Raw genomic sequence first — 18,882 nt, 5'->3', positions numbered from 1 at the left:
GCCGGGGGCGCGCGTATCCAGCCGGGAAACACCCGCCGCCGGTATGTTTTCGCACCCGCAACACCCATCACACCCCCCACAGCGACCTCACAGCTCCCGCGCAGCGAGTGGCCAGGTCCACGGCCGAAAGTAGCTGCGTGGCAACCATGGCGAGCCACCTCGGGACGCCCGGCGGCACACGGATCCACCCCTCGGAAATGAGACGTAGGTGACACTCCGGAAATTCTTTCGGAGAACCCGTAACGCCCACGGCGCCCCCAGCCGATACGACCCATGAATGCAGGACCCAGAGATCTACCGGGGAATGGAGAAGACAGTGCGCACCACGTTTCCGACTTCCGTCACGGCGGCCGAGCCGACCGCCGCTGCGCAGGATTACAACCAGCGCGGATGGACGGTCGCCGAAACGGCCAACGGTCTGAGCCTGATCACCGACAACGACCTGTCCGGCATCGAGGTCACCGGCGAACTGGCCGGCGAGGTCCGCCGCTTCCTGCGGGCGAACAACCTGTCCGGTCCGGTGATCGAGATTCCGGGCGCGGAACGTCGCGAGATCCACCTGGTCACCGGCGTCCGCAAGGCCGCGATGGCGCTCGAGGCGCTGCGCGAGGCCGGCGCCACCGTGTACACCGACGGCGCGGGCATCCCGCTGCCGCCCACCCAGCTCTCGGCCGGTTCGGCCTGCTGGGGCGTCGCGCCCGCCGAGGCCCGCTGGGTACCGCCGGTCGTCGCGATCGCCGCGGCCGTGCGCGCCGCCACCTCCTCGCGCCGCGCCAAGCTGACCATCGCTTGCTGAACAGCGCACCTCTGACCGAATTCACCTGCTGATCGCGGGCCGGGGCCGCGCTACCCGGCCTGTTGGCGACCGGTATCCGTCCCGGCGCTCCGGATCCCCACCCCGGAGCGCTGCCGGGTACCGGTCGTTCGGCGTTGCCGACATCACGCGTTCTCTTTTCAGTTCGACCGCGGAACGCAAGGATGGGGTATGACCCCGATCACGCAATCGCGCAATCTGCTGCGGACCTGCCCGCTCTGTGAGGCGGTCTGCGGCCTGGAAATCACCCTGGACCCCGACAACCATGTGACCTCGGTCCGCGGCGACCGCAGCGACCCCTTCAGCAAGGGCTTCATCTGCCCCAAGGGAGCCAGCTTCGGCCACCTCGACCAGGACCCGGATCGGGTGACCGAACCGCTGATCCGCGATCGCGCGACCGGCGCCTGGCGCACCGCGACCTGGGACGAAGCCTTCGATTACATCGCCGAGCGGTTTCCCGCAGTCGTGGCCGAGCACGGAAGCCAATCGGCCGCGGCCTACTTGGGCAATCCCAACGCGCACACCGTGGCAGGCACGCTGTACCTGCCCGCGCTGCTACGCGCGCTGGGCACCAAGAACATCTACTCCGCCAGCACCGCCGACCAGATGCCCAAGCAGGTGGCCAGTGGGCTGATGTTCGGCGATCCGCGCACCGTGCCGGTGCCCGACCTCGACCGCACCGATTACTTGCTGATGCTGGGGGCCAATCCGCTGGAGTCGAACGGCTCGCTGTGCACGGCACCGGATTTCCCGGGCAGGCTGAAGGCGCTACGCGGGCGCGGCGGCCGCTTCGTGGTGGTCGATCCACGGGTTACCCGCACCGCGAAACTCGCCGACGAGCACCTGTTCATCCGGCCGGGCAGCGATGCGTACCTGCTGTTCGGGATCGTGCACACGCGTTTCGCCGAACAATTGACCGATCTGCGCGTCGAGGTCACCGGCCTGGACGAATTGCGCACGGCCGCCGCCGCGTTCGATCCGGAGACGGTCGCGACACGCACCGGCGTGCCCGCATCCACCATCGTGCGGCTCGCCCGTGAACTCGCGGCGGCGCCGACCGCCGCGGTGTACGCCCGGATCGGCACGTGCACTGCCGAATTCGGCACGATCACGCAGTGGCTCGTCGACGCGATCAACGCGCTGACCGGCAACCTCGACTCCCCCGGCGGTGCGATGTTCGCCACCGCCGCGGCCGGCGGTATCCCGCGCACCACGCCGTTTCGCCCCGGACGCTGGACCAGCCGGGTCCGCGGGCTGCCCGAGGCAATGGGCGAGCTGCCCGTCGCGACGCTCGCCGCCGAGATCACCACGCCGGGCGAAGGCCAGATCCGCGCCCTGCTGACGGTCGCGGGTAATCCGGTGCTGTCCGCACCGAGCGGCGCACGGCTGGACGAGGCGTTCGCCCAACTCGACTTCATGGTGAGCGTGGACCGGTACGTGAACGAGACCACCAGGCACGCCGATGTGATCCTGCCTCCTCCGCGTCCCACCCAGTCCCCGCACTACGACTTCGCGCTGCTGCACTTCGCCGTGCGCAACTACACGCGCTACTCGCGCCCACTGGTGCCGCTGGGCGACCGGCCTTCCGAGCCCGCCATCGTGGCTCGTCTCGCCGCCGCGCTGACCGGCAGGCCGCACGACGGCTCCGCTGGGGTGGACCCGCTGACCGCCGTGGACGAGCTCGTCATCGCGGGCATGCTGCACCAGGCGGGGATTCCCGAGCGGCGTGGCGATCTGATCGGCGAGAACAGCACCGAGCAGCGCATCGACCTGATGCTGCGCCTCGGGCCGTACGGCGAATGGAACGGTGGCACACTCAATCTGCAAGTGCTCTTGGACCACCCGCACGGCATCGACCTCGGCCCGTTGCGGCCGCGATTGCCGGGTGTATTGCGCACCGCGAGCGGACGGGTGGACCTGGCCCCGCAGCCGCTGCTGGACGACGTGGCGCGGATGCGAGCGCGCCTGTCCGACGCCGCGCCGGAGATCGTCCTGATCGGGCGGCGGCAGCTGCGGTCCAACAACAGCTGGATGCACAACATCGCGACGCTGGTGAGCGGATCGAATCGCTGTACGCTGCATATCAATCCGGCCGATGTGGCCCGGCTCGGGCTCCGCGATCACGCGGTGGTGAAATCGGCCGCCGGAACGCTGACGGTTCCCTTGGAGCCGACCGAGACCATCATGCCCGGCGTGGTGAGCCTGCCGCACGGATGGGGTCACGGCGACAGCGCGCAGACCGTGGCCCGCACGCACGCGGGCGTCAACGCCAATGCGCTGACCGATGATTCGGTGGTCGACGCGCCCTCCGGCAACGCCGTGTTCAACGGTGTTCCGGTGACGCTGGCTCCGGCCTGACCCGATCCAGCAAATCCTGACCTTCCGGAAAATATTCCGGCCGGTCGTCTTTTGGCAAACTGTCGGAGATACTTGCGCCACAGCGAGATAAGAGGCATTCTCAACGGGGATTTCGACGTTTCGCCGAGCGGTTCTCATCGAAAATCGACGCGATCTCGGTACGACTGCGGTTCAACGTCGAGCCTGCTAGAACCCGCATTCCGGCGACCGGAGGGGACTGCGATGCCCGGTGGACACAGTGGCAGCGACGGGGAACATGTTCTGCAAGAACGGCACGGCACACAGGATCGAGCGCAGCGCTTCTACGACGATCAAGTACTCGACCGACTCAATCCGACGATGATCGATTTCATCGGCCGGATGGATATGGCGTTCATCGCCACAGCCGACAAAAACGGCGAATGCGACTCGAGCTTCCGAGCCGGGCCGCCCGGTTTCCTCCATGTGCTCGACGACCACACCATCGCCTATCCGGAATACCGTGGCAACGGCGTCATGGCAAGCCTCGGCAATATTCTGGAAAACCCGCACATCGGGATCCTGCTCATCGATTTCGTGCGCGACCTCATCGGATTGCACATCAACGGCACGGCGCGCATCGTCTCCGACCCCGCACTCCGCGCCAACGTGCCCGACCTCCCCGTCAACCACAAGGGCCGCGCCGCCGAACGCTGGGTAGTGGTAGACGTGGAGGAGGCATACATCCACTGCCGCAAGCACATCCCGCACCTGGTTCCCGCCGCCCGCGAACAACGTGACTGGGGCACCGACAACGTTCGCGCCAAAGGCGGCGACTACTTCGGAGCGAAGGCGGAGAAAGCCGAGTTGGCCGACACCGTTATCAGCGGTTCCTGAGGGGCGTCGCATCACCGTGTGGCCCGGCCAGCGGTCCACGCTCGGTCTCTTCACCGACCGGACCAGTAGTGGCAGCACGGCCCGCTCCCTTCCGCTCATCGCGCCAGCGGAAGACACTGACAGGCACGGCTTTTCGTCACGCGATGTCACAAACTAGAGGCACGTCCGCCGACTGCCCAACCGCGTCCCCAAGGGGTGGACGCGCCCTTCACCCCCGCTGGTGGTGCGCGAGCAGGCGGGTGAGCAGGCGGGTCAGGTCCGCTCGATCCTCGGCCGACAGCGGTCCGAGCAGGTCGTCCTGCACCTTGTCGAGCGCCCGGTCCATGCGCCGCAGCTGCCGATCGCCCGCTTCGGTGCGGGTCACGATATTGCGCCTTCGATCCTCCGGGTCCGGCGTCCGCTCGACAAACCCCTGACCGGCCAGTTCGTTGATCGCCGCCACCACGTCGCTGCGGTCCATGTTGCACCGGCGGCCGAGCTCGGCCTGACTGGCCGCCCCGAACTCGTCCAGCGCGGCCAGGATGCGGTAGTGGTAGCCACGCGCACCCACCTCGCCGAAGCTGTCGGACGCCAACCGGTGGGCGTGCACAGCCAACTGGGTGAGCAGCCAACTCGGCTTCGCGGCCAAGCGCGCGGGTGTGTCCTTCACGACAGCCCACCATACCTCGTTGGCGAAGCCAACTAATAGGTCGACGCTACTGACCCCGGCCAACGGAAGCGGGCCTGAAGCCGTCCAGCGGCCTCAGGTCACCTCCTGCCCGCGAGTGGCACATCACGGAGACCACTCTCGGGCAATGCCGCAGCAGGGTGCCACCCATCGCCTCGACCGAGGCTTTCAGCGGGGCGGTGCAGCACCCGCCAGTGTCGAATTCCCTGGTGCACAACATGATTCGTTACGCCAAAGCGATTGCTACCGATCAGTCGGTCATGCGGCGCTACGAGCCGCCATCCAACAGCCACAGAAGAGGACACCTGATGAAGAAGCTCATCGTCGTCACCGCCGTGCTCGCGGGACTCGTCGCTCCGGTTGGCTCGGCCGCCGCAGAACCTCTCGCCACACCTCTCGCCGCACCCGCCGCCACGACCTCGGCCGTGACTCCGGCCGGTTCCTGGTCGGAGGACCTGTTCTGCGCCGTCATCAAATTCTTGAAGGGGGGCTGGGCGGGCCGTCCCACCGACTGCTCGTTCTGACCAGCCGGAAGCGGCACCGCCACGGCCGAACGGCGAGTGGCACACCACCGAGAGCGTCTCTCGGGATATGCCGCAGCCATGTGCCGCTCGTGGCGGCTGTTGCCGGCGATGACAGGGTCAGTTGGCTGCGTGGCGTCCGCCCTCGCGGCCGCAGAGGTCCCCCCTTTTGATCGAGAACTGTCTGGTTGATCGGGAACTGTCTGGCCAATTGCGCCGCGACAAGCGATCAGTCCACCACTCAGCGGAGCTTGAAGATCACCAAGCGTTGGACGACGAAATTGATGACGGTCGCGGTGCCCTGGGCGATGACGAAGGCCAGCGGCTGCCGCCACCACTCACCGGGGAGGGTGAAGTAGAGCAGGTTGTTGATGCCGACTTGCACCGCGAAGGTGAGGGCGTAGAGCGCGACGACCGCCAGGAAGCGGGCGCGGCTGGGCGGGGCCTGGAAGGTCCAGCGGCGGTTGATCAGGTAAGCCGTTGTGGTGCCCGCCACGAAGCTGATCGACTTGGCGACGCCGACCGGGAGGCCGACCAAGTTGAGCAGCAGACTGTAGAGCCCGTAGTCGACGACGGCCGAGAACCCGCCGGTGAGGGTGAACCGGATGATCTGCGTCTTGAGGTCGACCTCGGTGCTGGGTGCGATTCGGCGCTCCCGGGACCCTACGTGGTCACGCATGCTGCCTCCTTCGGGCCCGTCGCTCGCGCCGGCGGGCTCGTCGACCAGGGGCAACTCGGCCGGAAGCGGCAGGTGGGGTTCGGCTTGCACGCCGATGAGCGTAGCGTCGAACGTGCGATAACCGGGATTCGGTTCGGAACCGACGTGTCCGTCTCTACCCGCGGGTAGAGCGACCCCGCTCCGATCTGCCGTCATACCTGTAGCCTCTATGCCGATGTCCACGAAAGCTCCGACCGCCACCAAGACAACCGGGAACGACGAAGGCGCCGGCGTCACGAACGACGGCCCGGCCGCGGGCACCGCGTTCACTCTTCCGACGCGCACCCGAACGTTGACCGGGTGGGGTCGCACCGCACCCACCTCTTCCGAAGTGCTCTCGACCAGCGATCCCGAACTGATCGCCAAGGCAGTCGCCATGGTCGCCGAGGACAACGACGGCAAGCCCGCCCACCTGCGGCGCGGCGTGATCGCACGCGGCCTCGGCCGCTCCTACGGCGACCACGCGCAGAACGCGGGCGGCCTGGTCGTCGATATGACCGCGCTGAACAACATCCACCGGATCGACCGCGACACCCGCATCGTGGACGTGGACGGCGGCGTCAGCCTGGATCAGCTCATGAAGGCCGCGCTGCCGTTCGGCCTCTGGGTCCCGGTGCTGCCCGGCACCCGCCAGGTGACCATCGGCGGCGCGATCGCCTCCGACATCCACGGCAAGAACCATCACAGCGAGGGCAGCTTCGGCAACCACGTGCGCTCGATCGATCTGCTCACCGCCGACGGGCAGGTGCAGCACATCACACCGAAGCGCAACACCAAGCTGTTCTGGGCGACCGTCGGCGGCAACGGGCTCACCGGCATCATCCTGCGCGCGACCATCGAGATGGTGCCGACGGAGACCGCCTACTTCCGCAACGACGGCGTGAAGACCACCACCCTCGACGAGACCATCGCCGCGCACAGCGACGGCAGCGAGTCGAACTACACGTACTCGAGCGCCTGGTTCGACGTGATCAGCCCGCTGCCCAAACTGGGCCGGGCCACCATCACCCGGGGCAGGCTGGCGAAGGTCGACGAACTGCCCAAGAAGTTGCGCAGCAAGCCGCTGAAGTTCGACGCGCCGCAGCTGATGACCGTCCCGGACATCTTCCCGAACTGGACGATGAACAAGCTGACGCTGATGTCCATCGGCGAGGCCTACTACCGGATGGGCGGCAACTACACCGGCAAGGTGCAGAACCTGACGCAGTTCTATCACCCGCTGGACATGATCGCGGAGTGGAACCGCGGCTACGGCTCCAACGGCTTCCTCCAGTACCAGTTCGTGGTGCCGACCGAGGCGGTCGAGGAGTTCAAGCGGATCATCATCGACATCCAGGCGTCGGGGCACTACTCGGCGCTGAACGTGTTCAAGCTGTTCGGCCCGGGCAACCAGGCCCCGCTGAGCTTCCCGATGCCGGGCTGGAACATCTGCGTCGACTTCCCGATCAAGCCGGGTCTCAACGAGCTCGTCGGCGAACTCGACCGACGCGTGCTCGAGTTCGGCGGGCGGCTGTACACGGCGAAGGACTCGCGGACCACCGCCGAGACTTTCCACAAGATGTATCCCCGGATCGACGAGTGGATCAAGGTCCGTCGTAGCGTCGACCCCACAGGCGTTTTCATGTCCGATATGGCGAGAAGGCTGGAGCTGCAGTGATCAATGCCGTTGGCAACCCGCAGTCGATTCTGCTGCTCGGTGGCACCTCGGAGATCGGCCTGGCAATCTGCGCGGAGTACCTGAAGAAGGGGCCCGCGCGCATCACCCTCGCGGCACTGCCCGGTGATCCGCTGCGGGAGGGCGCGGTCGCCCAGATGAAGGCCGCGGGCGCGAGCCAGGTGGACGTCATCGACTTCGACGCGCTCGATACCGAAGGTCACGCCAAGGTGATCGACGCCGCGTGGGACGCGGGCGACGTGGACGTAGCGATCGTCGCCTTCGCTCTCGACGGCGATCCCGAAGAGCTGTGGCAGAACCAGGCCAAGGCGGTGCGGGTCGCCCAGATCAACTACACCGCCGCGGTCTCCGTCGGCGTGCTGGTGGGCGAGAAGATGAAGGCGCAGGGCTTCGGGCGGATCATCGCCATGTCCTCGGTGGCGGGTGAGCGGGTGCGCCGCTCGAACTTCGTCTACGGGTCGACCAAGGCGGGTCTGGACGGCTTCTACCTCGGGCTCGGCGAGGCGCTGCGGCCGCACGGCCCCCGCGTGCTGGTGATCCGTCCCGGCATGGTGCGGACCAAGTTCTCCGCGCATGTGAAAGAGGCTCCGCTCACCGTCGACAAGGAAGACGTCGCCGCGCTGGCGGTCGCGGCGTCGCAGCGGGGGAAGGAACTGGTCTGGGCGCCGGGAGCCTTCCGCTACGTGATGATGGTGCTGCGGCACATCCCGCGCTCGATCTTCCGCAGACTGCCGATCTGATCGGCGATCGAGTTCGGACCTCGTGCCCGCGTGATCGGTGATCGCGCGGGCACCTATCGTCTGACGGAGTGACCCTGTGAACCCGGAGGCGCCATGCGAGTAATCCAGTGCGACGAGCGCGGAGCGGTCCGTTGAGCACGGTGACCGCAGCGGACGAAGCGCCGCCGCAGCCCGTCGATCCGGTCCCGGCGCCGGGGCGCGGATCGCTCGTGCTGCGGCAGATCGCCTCCGGCGCCGGCGAGGCCGTGCTCGCCGCGGTCGTCGCCGCCGCGGTGGCCGTTGTCGGGCTCGTCGCGTTCTCGCTGGTGCAGTGGCCGGCGTTCAATTCCTCCAACGTGACGCGGGCGCTGACCACGGTCGGGCAGGTCGGCGCGACGGTCGTGCTCGCGGTCGCGATCGCGCTGCTGCGGCTGCGCAAATGGCCCTGGATCGCGAAAGTGCTGTCCTGGGTTGGTCTTTCGACCTTCGTCACGTTCACCGTCGGCATGCCGCTGGCGGCGACGAAGCTGTATCTGTTCGGCGTCTCGGTGGATCAGGAGTTCCGCACCGAGTTCCTCACCCGGCTCACCGATTCCGCCGCGCTGCGCGACATGACCTACGCGGATCTGCCGTCGTTCTATCCCGCGGGCTGGTTCTGGATCGGCGGCCGGGTGGCGAATCTGCTCGGGATGGACGGCTGGGAAGTGTTCAAGCCGTACGCGATCACATTCCTCGCCGTGGCCGCGGTGGTCGCGCTGGTGTTGTGGTCGAAGCTGATCCGCGCGGACTGGGCGGTGGGCGTCGCGGCGGCGAGCACTGCGGTCACCCTGGCCTACGCCGCGCCCGAGGCCTACAGCGCCGTCATCGTGCTGCTGCTGCCGCCCGCGCTCGTGCTCGCCTGGGGGGCGCTGCACCGGCCGCTGGAGGATGTTCGATCGACGCAGCGGCCGCGCACGGCCGGTGGCTGGGGCGCGGTGGTGGGCACCGGGCTGTTTCTCGGCTGGGCGGCCACGTTCTACACCCTCTACTTCCTCGTGGCGGCCTTCGCGGTGGCCCTGATGGGTCTGGTGGCGGCCGTCCTCGCGGTGCGTGCGGGCCGCGTCGCCAACCGTCCGCGTCGTGCTCGCACGACGACGGACGCGACCCGTCCCGCTCGGCGCGCGGCGGTGCCGCCGCTGGCACGGCTGGTGGTCATCGCGGTGATCGCCGGGCTGGTCGCGCTCGTCGTGTGGGCGCCGTACCTGGCGAAGGCGCTGCGCGGCACGATGGCGAGCTCCGGAACCGCCCTCCACTATCTGCCGGAGGCGGGAGCGGAACTTCCGCTGCCGATGTTCCAGTTCTCCCTGCTCGGAGGGCTGTGCCTGCTCGGCACCATATGGCTGGTGCTGCGCGGCGCGTCGTCGCGACGGGCGCAGGCGCTCGGCATCGGGGTGGCGGCGATCTACCTGTGGACCCTGCTGTCCATGGCTGCGACCGCAGCGGGCACCACACTGTTGTCGTTCCGCCTGGAGCCGGTGCTGCTGGTGCTGCTGTCGGTCGCGGGCGCGTTCGGGTTCGTGGAGGGCGCGCGGGCGATCTACCAGGCGTTGAACGAGCCCGCGCGGTTCCGGCTCATGGCGATCGTGGTGGCGACGATCGGCGCGTTGGCGTTCGCCCAGGACATTCCGCGCGTGCTGACGCCCGAAATCACCACCGCGTATACCGACACCGACGGCGACGGCACTCGCGCCGACCAGCGGGCTCCCTCGGCCGTGTCGCAGTACGACAAGGTGGATCAGGCGCTCACCGCGCAGACCGGGAAGCCGCGCTCGGACACGGTCGTGCTCACCGCCGACACCAGCTTCCTGTCCTTCTATCCCTACTTCGGCTTCCAGGCGCTCACGTCGCACTACGCCAATCCCCTCGCCGACTTCGCGGGCCGGGCCGCGACCATCGAAAGCTGGAGCAAGCTGAAGACGCCGCAGGAATTGCTCGACGCGCTGGCCGCGAGCCCGTGGCGCGCGCCGGACGCCTTCCTGTTCCGGCGCAGCGGCGACGCTTACACGCTGCGGCTGGCCAAAGACGTCTACCCGAACGATCCGAACGTGGCGCGCTACTCGGTGAGCTTCCCCAAGGAACAGTTCGCCGATCCACGTTTCACCACCACGGACATCGGGCCGTTCACCCTCGTCACCGTGCACCGCTGATTTCGTCTTCCCGCTGACGGGCGGCTACTTCGGCGGCGCGACCGGTACTGGGAAGAAAGGGATCGCCCGCGGCGAAGAACGCAGAGGTGCTGCGCGAGACCGTGACACAGTTGCTCGGATGCACACCGACGCGGGTGGCGGAGGTCCGGCTGCGGGAGGTTCATACGCTGCGCACGTCGGGGGCGGTCGGCAGCACACCGGGCGGTGGCTAGCATCAACCACCGTGCGACCGGACCGATCTACTCGAGCGTTCACCCGTATCCGCTTGATCGCCCTCCTCTCCGGGCTTCTCGGATTCCTGCTGGCAGTGCTGACCCCGCTGCTGCCGGTGCGGCAGGACCGGGCGAGCCTGGACTGGCCCGAGTCCGGCGCCGGGAGCGTGGCCGCGCCGCTGGTGTCCTACGAGCCGCTGCGGTTTCATGCCACACTGCCCTGCGCGCTGACGGCAGAGCTGGGATCGGGAGGCACGCTGCTGTCCACGGCCCCGGTGGCCTCCGGCCAGGCGGCGACCAAGGGCCTGGTGGTCTCGGTCGCCGACGGCGTCCTCTCGGTGGTGCTGCGCGACATCCCGCTGTTGTCGGCGCCGCTGGCCGAGGTCGGGTCCTGCACCGCGATCGGCATCGAGTCGACCGCCGCGGCGACGACCGCTGAACTCACCGGCGTGACCCGGCAGGACGGCACGCCGTTCCGGTCCACGGTCGCCCGGGACATCCGGCCGCAGCTGGTGGGCGTGTTCACCGATCTGAAGGCCGATCGGCTCGCCGGGGCGCGGGTGCACGCGGACATCGACTCGCGTTTCTCCTCCACGCCGACGCCGCTGAAGCTGGCCGCCATGATCGCCGCCGCCGTGTTCACGCTGATCGCACTCGTCGCACTGCACCTGCTGGACACCGCCGACGGGCGCCGACCGCGCCGGTTCCTGCCCGCCCACTGGTGGCGGGTCACCCCCGCGGACGGCGTCGTGCTGGGCACGCTGGCGCTATGGCACGTCATCGGGGCGAACACCTCCGACGACGGCTACATCCTCAATATGGCGCGCGTCTCCGGGCACGCGGGCTACATGGCGAACTACTACCGCTGGTTCGCGGTCCCCGAGGCGCCGTTCGGCTGGTCGTATGAGGTGCTGGCCTGGATGTCCCGGATCTCCGACGCCAGCGTGTGGATGCGACTGCCCACGTTGCTGGCGGGCGTGATCTGCTGGCTGGTGATCAGCCGCGAGGTGCTGCCCCGCCTCGGTGCGCGGGTGCGCCGAAACAAGGTGGCGCTGTGGACGGCGGGCCTGGTGTTCCTCGCCTTCTGGCTGCCCTACGACAACGGCCTGCGCCCCGAACCGCTGATCGCGGCGGGCGCGCTGCTCACCTGGTGCTCGATCGAACGCGCCATCGCGACCGGGCGGCTGCTGCCCGCCGCGGTGGCCGTCCTGATCGCGGCGTTCTCGCTGGCGGCAGGTCCCACCGGCCTGATCTGCATCGCGGCGCTGATCGCGGGCTCGCGGCCGGTGCTGCTGATCATCATCAAGCGTGCGCGCGGTGCCGTCCCGGCCCGGACCGGCCCCGACGCCGATGCGGCCGCCGCAGGTTCCACCGGAGCAGCAGCCGCGGTGAACGCCCCCGTCCAGGTGCGCACACCGTCCCGGGCGAGCACGGTTTTCCGATTCGCCGCGTCGATCGCCCCCGGCCTGGCCGCGGGAACGCTGGTGCTGGCGGTGATCTTCGCCGACCAGACGCTGGCGACCGTGCTGGAAGCCACCCGGGTGCGCACGATCGTGGGACCGAACGTCGCCTGGTTCGACGAGCGCACCCGCTGGGACTCGCTGCTCATGCTCTCGCCGGACGGTTCGCTGGCGCGGCGGTTCGGCGTCCTGGTCATGCTGCTGTGCCTGCTCGTATGCGTGCTGCAAGTCTTGCGGAAGGGCCGGATCCCGGGCACCTCACGCGGCCCCTCGGTGCGCATTCTCGGCATCGTGTTCGCGTCGCTGTTCCTGATGATGTTCACTCCCACCAAGTGGACCCACCACTTCGGCGTGTACGCCGGACTGGCCGGATCGCTGGCCGCGCTCGCGGCGGTCGCGGTGGGCACCGCCGGTATTCGCTCGCCGCGCAACCGCGCGTTGTTCGCCGCCGCGGTGCTGTTCCTGCTCGCGGTGACGTTCACCGGCTCGAACGGCTGGTGGTACGTGTCCAGCTACGGTGTCCCGTGGTGGGACAAAGCGCCGCTGATCGCGGGCAAGGGGCTGTCCACGCTGTTCCTGGGCCTGAGCGGCCTCGCATTGCTGGTCGCCATCTGGCAGCACTACCGCGAGCCGTACCGGCGCGAGACCGGCGGGGCGACACGGCGATTCGACCGGTGGGGCTCGGCGCCACTGACCGTGGCCGCCGCGCTGCTGGTGATCTTCGAGGTCGCCTCGCTCGCCAAGGCCGCGGCCACGCAATATCCCGCCTACTCGATCACCAAGTCGAATGTGGAATCGGTCGGCGGGGATTCGTGCGCACTGGCGAACGAGGTACTCGTAGAGACCGACACCGCTGATTCGCTGCTGCAACCCGTCACCGGATCGCCCGCCGACGGATTGGCCGCGCAGAACAAGGGATTCACCCCGAACGGGGTAGCGCGCGACCTCACCGCCGACGCGGAGGAGACGGTCACCGGCGGCGCGAACTCCGTGGACAAGGATTCGGAGAACAAGACCACCAACACCACCGGCGCGGGCACCGGTGGCGGCACCACCGAGCAGGCGGGCATCAACGGCAGCACCGTCGCGCTGCCGTTCGGCCTCGACCCGGCGAAGACCCCGGTGCTGGGCAGCTACCAGGAGGGCGAGCAGCAGCAGGCGAAGCTGACCACCCAGTGGTACCGCCTCGACCTGACCGACAGCATGCGTCACGACCCCGCCTACCAGGTGCTCGCGATCACCGCGGCGGGCCGCATCCGCTCGGTGGACGCCGACGGTGTACTCACCTACGGCCAGGAACTTCACCTGGAGTACGGCGTCCGCGGCGCGGACGGCGAGGTGCGCGAGCTCGGCTCGATCGATCCGCTGGACATCGGTCCCGCGCCGTCCTGGCGCAACCTGCGGGTGCCGTTGGACCGGCTGCCCGCGGAAGTGAACGCGGTGCGGCTGGTGGCGATCGACAACGACATCACGCCCAAGCAGTGGCTGGCCGTCACCCCGCCCCGGCTGCCCAAGCTTGCCACGCTGAACTCCGTGGTCGGGTCGCAGGCTCCGGTGCTGCTCGACTGGCACGTCGGTCTCGCCTTCCCGTGCCAGCGGCCGTTCGACCACAAGGACGGCGTCGGCGAGATCCCGCAGTGGCGCATCCTGCCCGACCGGGTCGGCTCCGACGCCTCCAACGCCTGGCAGGACGACATCGGCGGCGGCCCGCTCGGCTGGACCGGCCTGTTACTGAAAGCCCAAACCGTCCCCGCCTACCTGAACCGCGATTGGGCCCGCGACTGGGGCTCCCTCGAACGCTTCACCCCCTACGACCCGAAAACCACCCCCGCCACCATCGGGGTCACGGTCGAAACCCGTAGCGGCCTCGCCACCGACGACCCCATCCGCGTCCGCTGAACCCGCGAGTGACACATGGCGGAGTGCCTTCTCACGATTCGCCGCAGCGTGCTGCGAACTCGCCCCGCTGGGGCACAGCCCGCAGCCGGTCGTGAGTGCGGTCGAAGGGTCGGCGGAGGCCCGCATGGACGACATCATCGCCGCGCGGAAAACGCTACGCCTCGACCGCGCAGAAAACCGGTTGTCCGGTCTGAAAATGCGCCCCCACCTGTGGCTACGCATCGCATGACGAATCGGACCGGTGGCCTTAATCTGATTGCCATGACAACGGCATTCGATGAAATGGATCTGCGCGATCTTGTCGGACTGCTCAACGAAGAGGAACAACGGGAGCTGCGGCCTGCGGTGCTGCGCGTGCTCGGCCGCCTCCCTTCGCAAGAGGTGCTCCGGCGCGAGCTCGGCCTTCGGCTGAAGGTCTGAGCGCCCGGCATCGCACCGGCGACATACGGCAGGGCCGCCGCGCAGGATTCACCTGCGCGGCGGCCCTGCGTCTGGGCACTTAGCCCATAGTCGGCTCGCTGAACGCGACATCGACGGGTATCGGCACGTCCGCAGCACTCATACCCCGGCGATTCGCGACGCGCCGCCGTACCTGACGCGTGACAACAAAGGGCCGTCGCACAGGTTTCCTGCGCGACGGCCCTCTAGCCGACTGGTCCCGAACGTCAGAACACCCGCATACTGCCCGGAGACCACAAGCCCGAGCGGGTGGCGGTGCCGGTGTCCAGCTTGGCCGGGACGGCGTTGCGATCGTACTGGTCGTAGCGCTCCAGGGAACCCCAGTCGCGCGCCCAGTCGTCCTTCAGGTAGGTGGGCACGGTGGTGGACTTGGCCAGCATCTGCGCGAAGCCGAGCGGACCGCCGAACTCCTCGGCCTGCCAGGTATTGGTCGAGCTGACGGCCAGCGGGCGATCCGGCAGGATGCGGTAGCCCGGCACCTCGGCCACACCGTTGCGGTGGTCGAACGGCCGCTGGCACGGGAACTGCAGGCCCACCGCCCAGTCCAGCAGGATCGGCTGCTGGGAACCCAGCAGGCTGTTGAGGGTCCGCAGTTCGGGCATCCGCGGCGGCGTGAACGCCAGCCACTGGTCACCGATCAGGATCGGGTCGTTGGCGACGATGCGCACGGCGTCGGCGTCGGGCGCGATTTCGTCCAGCGGCACACGCAGGTTACGCCAGGACGGGGACGGGCCGATGTCGCGCGGCAGGTAGGTGCCGAGCTTCTGCACGCTGCCGTCGGGCTGCCGCTTGCCGTAGTCGACGGTCAGCGACTGGCCGTACTTCATCGCCCCGGTGCCGTCGAAGGACAGGATGCGACCGGCGGCGGAGATCACCACCAGCGGCTTGTCCGCCGAACGCGCGGGCAGTTGGTACCAGCTCGAAGTGACGTTCGCGGGCTGCTGCATGCCGTTCTGGTAGCTACCGAGGATCGGCGTGGTCGCCGGGTCCAGGCCGAACGGGAGGGCGACGGTGGAGCCGTTGACGCCGCGCACGCCCTGACCGCCGCCGGTGCCCGCGCTCTGCCCTTCCGCGAACGCCGCGCCGACCGACTGGGTGGAGGTGTTGCCGGTACCCGGCTTCACCTCCACGGTGTCTGCGGACAGGTCGTTCGGCACGCCGTTCGGGTCGAATCCGACCGGGTCGACGCCGGCCAGCGGATCGGACGGATTGGTCGGTGGATGCGCGGGATCGATGATCGGCTCCAGCTTGCCCGCGTTCGGGTCCGGCTCGACCAGCACGTCGTTGGCCAGGCCGCAGGTGCTGCCGCCGAGCGCGTCGATATTCGACCGGGCCAGTGAGTACGCCGGATACTGTGAGACCGCGCCCTTCACCAGCGAGAGTACCTCGAGCGCGACCATCAGCGCGGCGACCACGGTCAGCGGGATCGCGGCGAACCGGCGGATCCGCCTGCCGCGCGCCGTCTTGGCCGACGGCTGCGGCTTGGTGTAGTCCTCCCGCAGCGCGTACCAGCCGACCAGCGCCAAGGCCACGCCGAACAGCACGAGCAGGAAGGTGTTCGACTGGTAGCCGTGCAGCGAGACGCGCTTGTCGAACCACGGCACGCCGAAGCTGGACACGTACCAGTACCCGTTGATGCCGGAGAACGCGACCGCGAGCACGAACAGCAACCCGGCCAGGAAGATGGCCCGGTTCTTGCGGGCCCGCAGGGCGCTCGCCGAGACCGCGACCGCGGTGACCGCCGCCAGCGAACCCGCGATGCCCGCGTAGGCGCCGAAGTGGTGGGTCCACTTGGTCGGGTTGAACATCATGAAGAAGATCGTTCCGAAGACCACGCCCATCAGCCGCCAGGTCGGCCCGCTCGCGATACCCGGCACCTGCCTGCGCCGCAGCAGCACCAGCATGGTGGTGAACAGGCACAGCAGCATCACCAGGAAGGCGAAGCGGCGCGACAGCGAGCCGTCGACGGTCTCCACGAACAGGTAGTAGTAGCGCAGGTAGTCCTCATACCAGGCCAGGTTCGGCCCGGTCACCTGGCGCACCCGGTTGGCCTCCTGGATGCCCGCGAAGGTCTGATCGGTGTAGACGGCCGTCAGCACGAGTACGCCGGCCGCGGCGATCGGCGCGAGCAGCGGCAGCGTCGAGCCCCACCGCCCGGCACCGAGCGCGGCGAACTGCCGGTGCTTGCGCACCACGATGCGCACCATCGGACGGATACCGGCCAGCAGCGCCGCCACACACATCAGACCGGTCGGCGCGGCTGCCAGGGTGAACGCCGCCACCAGCACGGCCACCGCGGCGGGCAGCAGTCGTCCGGTCGCGATGGCCCGCTCGATCGACACCCAGGTCAGCAGCGCGCCGAGCGCGACGATCGGCTCCGAGCGCAGACCGTTGTCGAACGGCAGCCAGAACGCCAGGAACACCAGTCCACCGGTCCACAGCGCCACCTTGCTGGTGCGCACCCCGCGGCCCAGACGGGGCACCACCTCGCGGCTGATCACAAGCCAGCACAGGATCGCGCAGGCCAGCGCGGGCAACCGGACCCAGGGACTGGCGGTGGAGATCTGCGAGAAGATCTGGATCACGTAGTAGTACCAGCCGAACGGCGCCTCCGGCACGCCGTACCAGCGGAAATAGTTGGCCATGTAGCCCGCGTGCGGGGCCACCCGCACCATGCTGAGGATGTAGCCGTCGTCGGAGGTGTTCGCGCCCGCGAAATGCCACAGCAGCAGCGTGCCCACCACCGCGCCGTCCGCCCAGGTCGGCTTCAGCCAGTTCGCGGGCAGGAACCGGCGGTGCCCGCGCCCGTCGCTGCTGTCGAGCCGGGCCAGCGCCGCCAGGGCGATCAGCGTGCACAGCACCGCCGCGATCATCGCGATCAGCTTGATCGCGGTCGGGCTGGACGAGAACCGGGTGTCCACGGTCATGGTGAACGACAAACCGGTCGGCGCCGCGCCCTTCAGGTCGGAGAACACACCGACCACCTGGGGCCGCAGATCACCGCCGAGCTGCCCTTCCACCGGCACGATGACCGATTCCGTCGCCCCTGACGCCCCGCCTTCGACCGGCCGCTCCACCCGCCTGGTGAGCCCGGTGAACCCGGCGAAGGTGCGGTCACTGTTCGAGTCGATGGTCAGCGCCGTGCACTCGCCCATGCGGCTCCGGTCGGCCGACACCACCACCGCGTTGCGGTCGACCACGTCCACCGACGTCTCCGAGACCCGTACGAACATCGCCTCCAGCGCGGCCCGATCACCCTGCGGCGGCGCGGTCGCCAGCAGCATGCCGCCGCGCTCGGGTAGCTGGGCGATCGTCACGCACGGGATCGTCGCCTTCAGGTCGATCGGGACCTGGGACATCAGCGGCGCCTGCACGTTGTTCAGCGTCCCGCCCTGCGGCCAGTTCAGCACCGCGGTCGTCTGCGTGACCGGCAGGAACGGCGTCGCCAGCGCGAACAGCGCGCCGAGCACTCCGGCCACCAGCGCGATGAGCCGGGCGGCCCGGAAATCGTTCGGGGTCACTATCGGGGCGGCGGGCGGTTTGGTGAGAACAGCGGTTGCGGCGTCGGGCACGGTTGGCAATGCTAGCTGCCTCCCCCGCCGCTCCGGGTCTTTAGGCCGTGCCAGTCGGGCAGCACAGAAGTCGCGGTCAGGTCCTGCGCCGGTGCCGCGCGGGTTCCGGGCGTTCCCGGCGAGTTACCCAAGTAGGTCGAGACCAGCCGCCCTTGTCCGGACCGGGCACCGTAAAAGTACCCATATGACGCATCCGGCTACCCGGGGATGGAAAGGTAAGCGTATGACCAAGGTGAATATTTCGACGAACTACGGATCGATCGTGCTCGAACTGGACGATCAGAAAGCGCCGAACACGGTGCGCAATTTCGTGGACTACGTGAACGCCGGCCACTACAACGGCACCATCTTCCACCGCGTCATCCCCGGCTTCATGATCCAAGGCGGCGGGTTCGAGCCCGGCCTGCGCCAGAAGGGCACCAAAGCCCCGATCCAGAACGAAGCGAACAACGGCCTGAAGAACAACAAGTACACCGTCGCGATGGCGCGCACGAACGACCCGCATTCGGCCACCGCGCAGTTCTTCATCAACGTCTCCGACAACGATTTCCTCAACCACTCCGCTCCCACCCCGTCGGGCTGGGGCTACGCGGTCTTCGGCGCGGTGACCGAGGGCACCGACGTGGTCGACAAGATCGCGGGCGTCGCCACATCCTCGGCGGGCATGCATCAGGACGTGCCGGTCGATGACGTCGTCATCGAATCCGCCACCGTCAGCTGATCATTCGAGACGCACAACGCGAATCGGGCCGCGCCCCAAGGGGTGC

General features: G+C 68.6%; 13 protein-coding genes. 10 read left to right on the top strand and 3 right to left on the bottom strand.

Annotated features, from left to right (window positions below):
* Positions 1-277 precede the first annotated feature (277 nt).
* From ACT89H_RS20680 to ACT89H_RS20670, 3 genes are all read left to right on the top strand, one after another.
* Positions 278-796, top strand: coding sequence for a hypothetical protein (locus ACT89H_RS20680; protein ID WP_445110261.1), 519 nt, complete (start codon positions 278-280; stop codon positions 794-796).
* Positions 797-985: 189 nt separating this feature from the next.
* Entirely contained in the window at positions 986-3,172 is a 2,187-nt protein-coding gene (locus ACT89H_RS20675; RefSeq protein WP_445110260.1) for a molybdopterin-dependent oxidoreductase, read from the top strand.
* 222 nt (positions 3,173-3,394) lie between these two features.
* Positions 3,395-4,027, top strand: a complete 633-nt coding sequence (locus ACT89H_RS20670; RefSeq protein ID WP_445110383.1) for a pyridoxamine 5'-phosphate oxidase family protein — start codon at positions 3,395-3,397, stop codon at positions 4,025-4,027.
* A 208-nt stretch (positions 4,028-4,235) separates the two neighbouring features.
* On the opposite strand, the gene ACT89H_RS20665 is transcribed toward ACT89H_RS20670, so the two are convergent.
* Positions 4,236-4,676 carry a MarR family winged helix-turn-helix transcriptional regulator gene (locus ACT89H_RS20665; RefSeq protein ID WP_445110259.1) on the bottom strand — a complete coding sequence of 147 codons (441 nt, stop codon included), beginning with the start codon at positions 4,674-4,676 and terminating at the stop codon, positions 4,236-4,238.
* A gap of 326 nt (positions 4,677-5,002) precedes the next feature.
* Here ACT89H_RS20665 and ACT89H_RS20660 point away from each other — a divergent pair, with 326 nt between their 5' ends.
* On the top strand, positions 5,003-5,218 hold the full coding sequence (locus ACT89H_RS20660; protein WP_445110258.1) for a hypothetical protein: 216 nt from the start codon (positions 5,003-5,005) through the stop codon (positions 5,216-5,218).
* A gap of 238 nt (positions 5,219-5,456) precedes the next feature.
* Here the strand turns inward: ACT89H_RS20660 and ACT89H_RS20655 are convergent, their stop codons facing one another.
* The gene (locus ACT89H_RS20655) at positions 5,457-5,894 is read right to left on the bottom strand and encodes a GtrA family protein (RefSeq protein ID WP_445110257.1); all 438 of its coding nucleotides are present in this window, start codon (positions 5,892-5,894) and stop codon (positions 5,457-5,459) included.
* Between the two features lie 208 nt (positions 5,895-6,102).
* Here ACT89H_RS20655 and dprE1 point away from each other — a divergent pair, with 208 nt between their 5' ends.
* The 5 genes from dprE1 (at position 6,103) to ACT89H_RS20630 (ending at position 14,504) form a co-directional block, all read left to right on the top strand.
* Complete coding sequence (gene dprE1 / locus ACT89H_RS20650; RefSeq protein WP_445110256.1) at positions 6,103-7,590, top strand: decaprenylphosphoryl-beta-D-ribose oxidase; 1,488 nt, start codon at positions 6,103-6,105, stop codon at positions 7,588-7,590.
* Positions 7,587-8,348, top strand: a complete 762-nt coding sequence (gene dprE2 / locus ACT89H_RS20645) for a decaprenylphospho-beta-D-erythro-pentofuranosid-2-ulose 2-reductase (RefSeq protein ID WP_445110255.1) — start codon at positions 7,587-7,589, stop codon at positions 8,346-8,348. The genes dprE1 and dprE2 overlap by 4 nt, the downstream gene beginning before the upstream one ends.
* Before the next feature lie 209 nt (positions 8,349-8,557).
* Positions 8,558-10,513, top strand: coding sequence for a galactan 5-O-arabinofuranosyltransferase (locus ACT89H_RS20640; protein WP_445110382.1), 1,956 nt, complete (start codon positions 8,558-8,560; stop codon positions 10,511-10,513).
* A 223-nt stretch (positions 10,514-10,736) separates the two neighbouring features.
* The gene (locus ACT89H_RS20635; protein WP_445110254.1) at positions 10,737-14,084 is read left to right on the top strand and encodes an arabinosyltransferase domain-containing protein; all 3,348 of its coding nucleotides are present in this window, start codon (positions 10,737-10,739) and stop codon (positions 14,082-14,084) included.
* A 261-nt stretch (positions 14,085-14,345) separates the two neighbouring features.
* Positions 14,346-14,504: a hypothetical protein gene (locus ACT89H_RS20630; RefSeq protein ID WP_169332658.1), complete on the top strand. Its 159-nt coding sequence runs from the start codon at positions 14,346-14,348 to the stop codon at positions 14,502-14,504.
* 245 nt (positions 14,505-14,749) lie between these two features.
* Here the strand turns inward: ACT89H_RS20630 and ACT89H_RS20625 are convergent, their stop codons facing one another.
* A complete protein-coding gene (locus ACT89H_RS20625; protein ID WP_445110253.1) occupies positions 14,750-18,115 on the bottom strand; it encodes an arabinosyltransferase domain-containing protein in 3,366 nt (1,121 codons plus the stop codon).
* 223 nt (positions 18,116-18,338) lie between these two features.
* On the opposite strand from ACT89H_RS20625, the gene ACT89H_RS20620 reads away from it, so the two are divergent.
* Positions 18,339-18,836 (top strand): peptidylprolyl isomerase, encoded by a 498-nt coding sequence (locus tag ACT89H_RS20620; protein ID WP_445110252.1) that lies wholly within the window; start codon positions 18,339-18,341, stop codon positions 18,834-18,836.
* Positions 18,837-18,882 lie beyond the last annotated feature (46 nt).

The organism is Nocardia aegles (assembly GCF_052545135.1).
The sequence above is the reverse complement of the archived record's forward strand: the minus strand, read 5'-3'. Positions and strand labels throughout refer to the sequence as shown.

What these genes read in the sequence shown, in the direction of transcription:
- ACT89H_RS20655 (WP_445110257.1), bottom strand. Translation starts at nt 5,894, where the DNA reads ATGCGTGACCACGTAGGGTCCCGGGAGCGCCGAATCGCACCCAGCACC.
- ACT89H_RS20620 (WP_445110252.1), top strand. Translation starts at nt 18,339, where the DNA reads ATGACCAAGGTGAATATTTCGACGAACTACGGATCGATCGTGCTCGAA.
- ACT89H_RS20680 (WP_445110261.1), top strand. Translation starts at nt 278, where the DNA reads ATGCAGGACCCAGAGATCTACCGGGGAATGGAGAAGACAGTGCGCACC.
- ACT89H_RS20660 (WP_445110258.1), top strand. Translation starts at nt 5,003, where the DNA reads ATGAAGAAGCTCATCGTCGTCACCGCCGTGCTCGCGGGACTCGTCGCT.
- ACT89H_RS20670 (WP_445110383.1), top strand. Translation starts at nt 3,395, where the DNA reads ATGCCCGGTGGACACAGTGGCAGCGACGGGGAACATGTTCTGCAAGAA.
- dprE1 (WP_445110256.1), top strand. Translation starts at nt 6,103, where the DNA reads ATGCCGATGTCCACGAAAGCTCCGACCGCCACCAAGACAACCGGGAAC.
- ACT89H_RS20630 (WP_169332658.1), top strand. Translation starts at nt 14,346, where the DNA reads ATGACAACGGCATTCGATGAAATGGATCTGCGCGATCTTGTCGGACTG.
- ACT89H_RS20675 (WP_445110260.1), top strand. Translation starts at nt 986, where the DNA reads ATGACCCCGATCACGCAATCGCGCAATCTGCTGCGGACCTGCCCGCTC.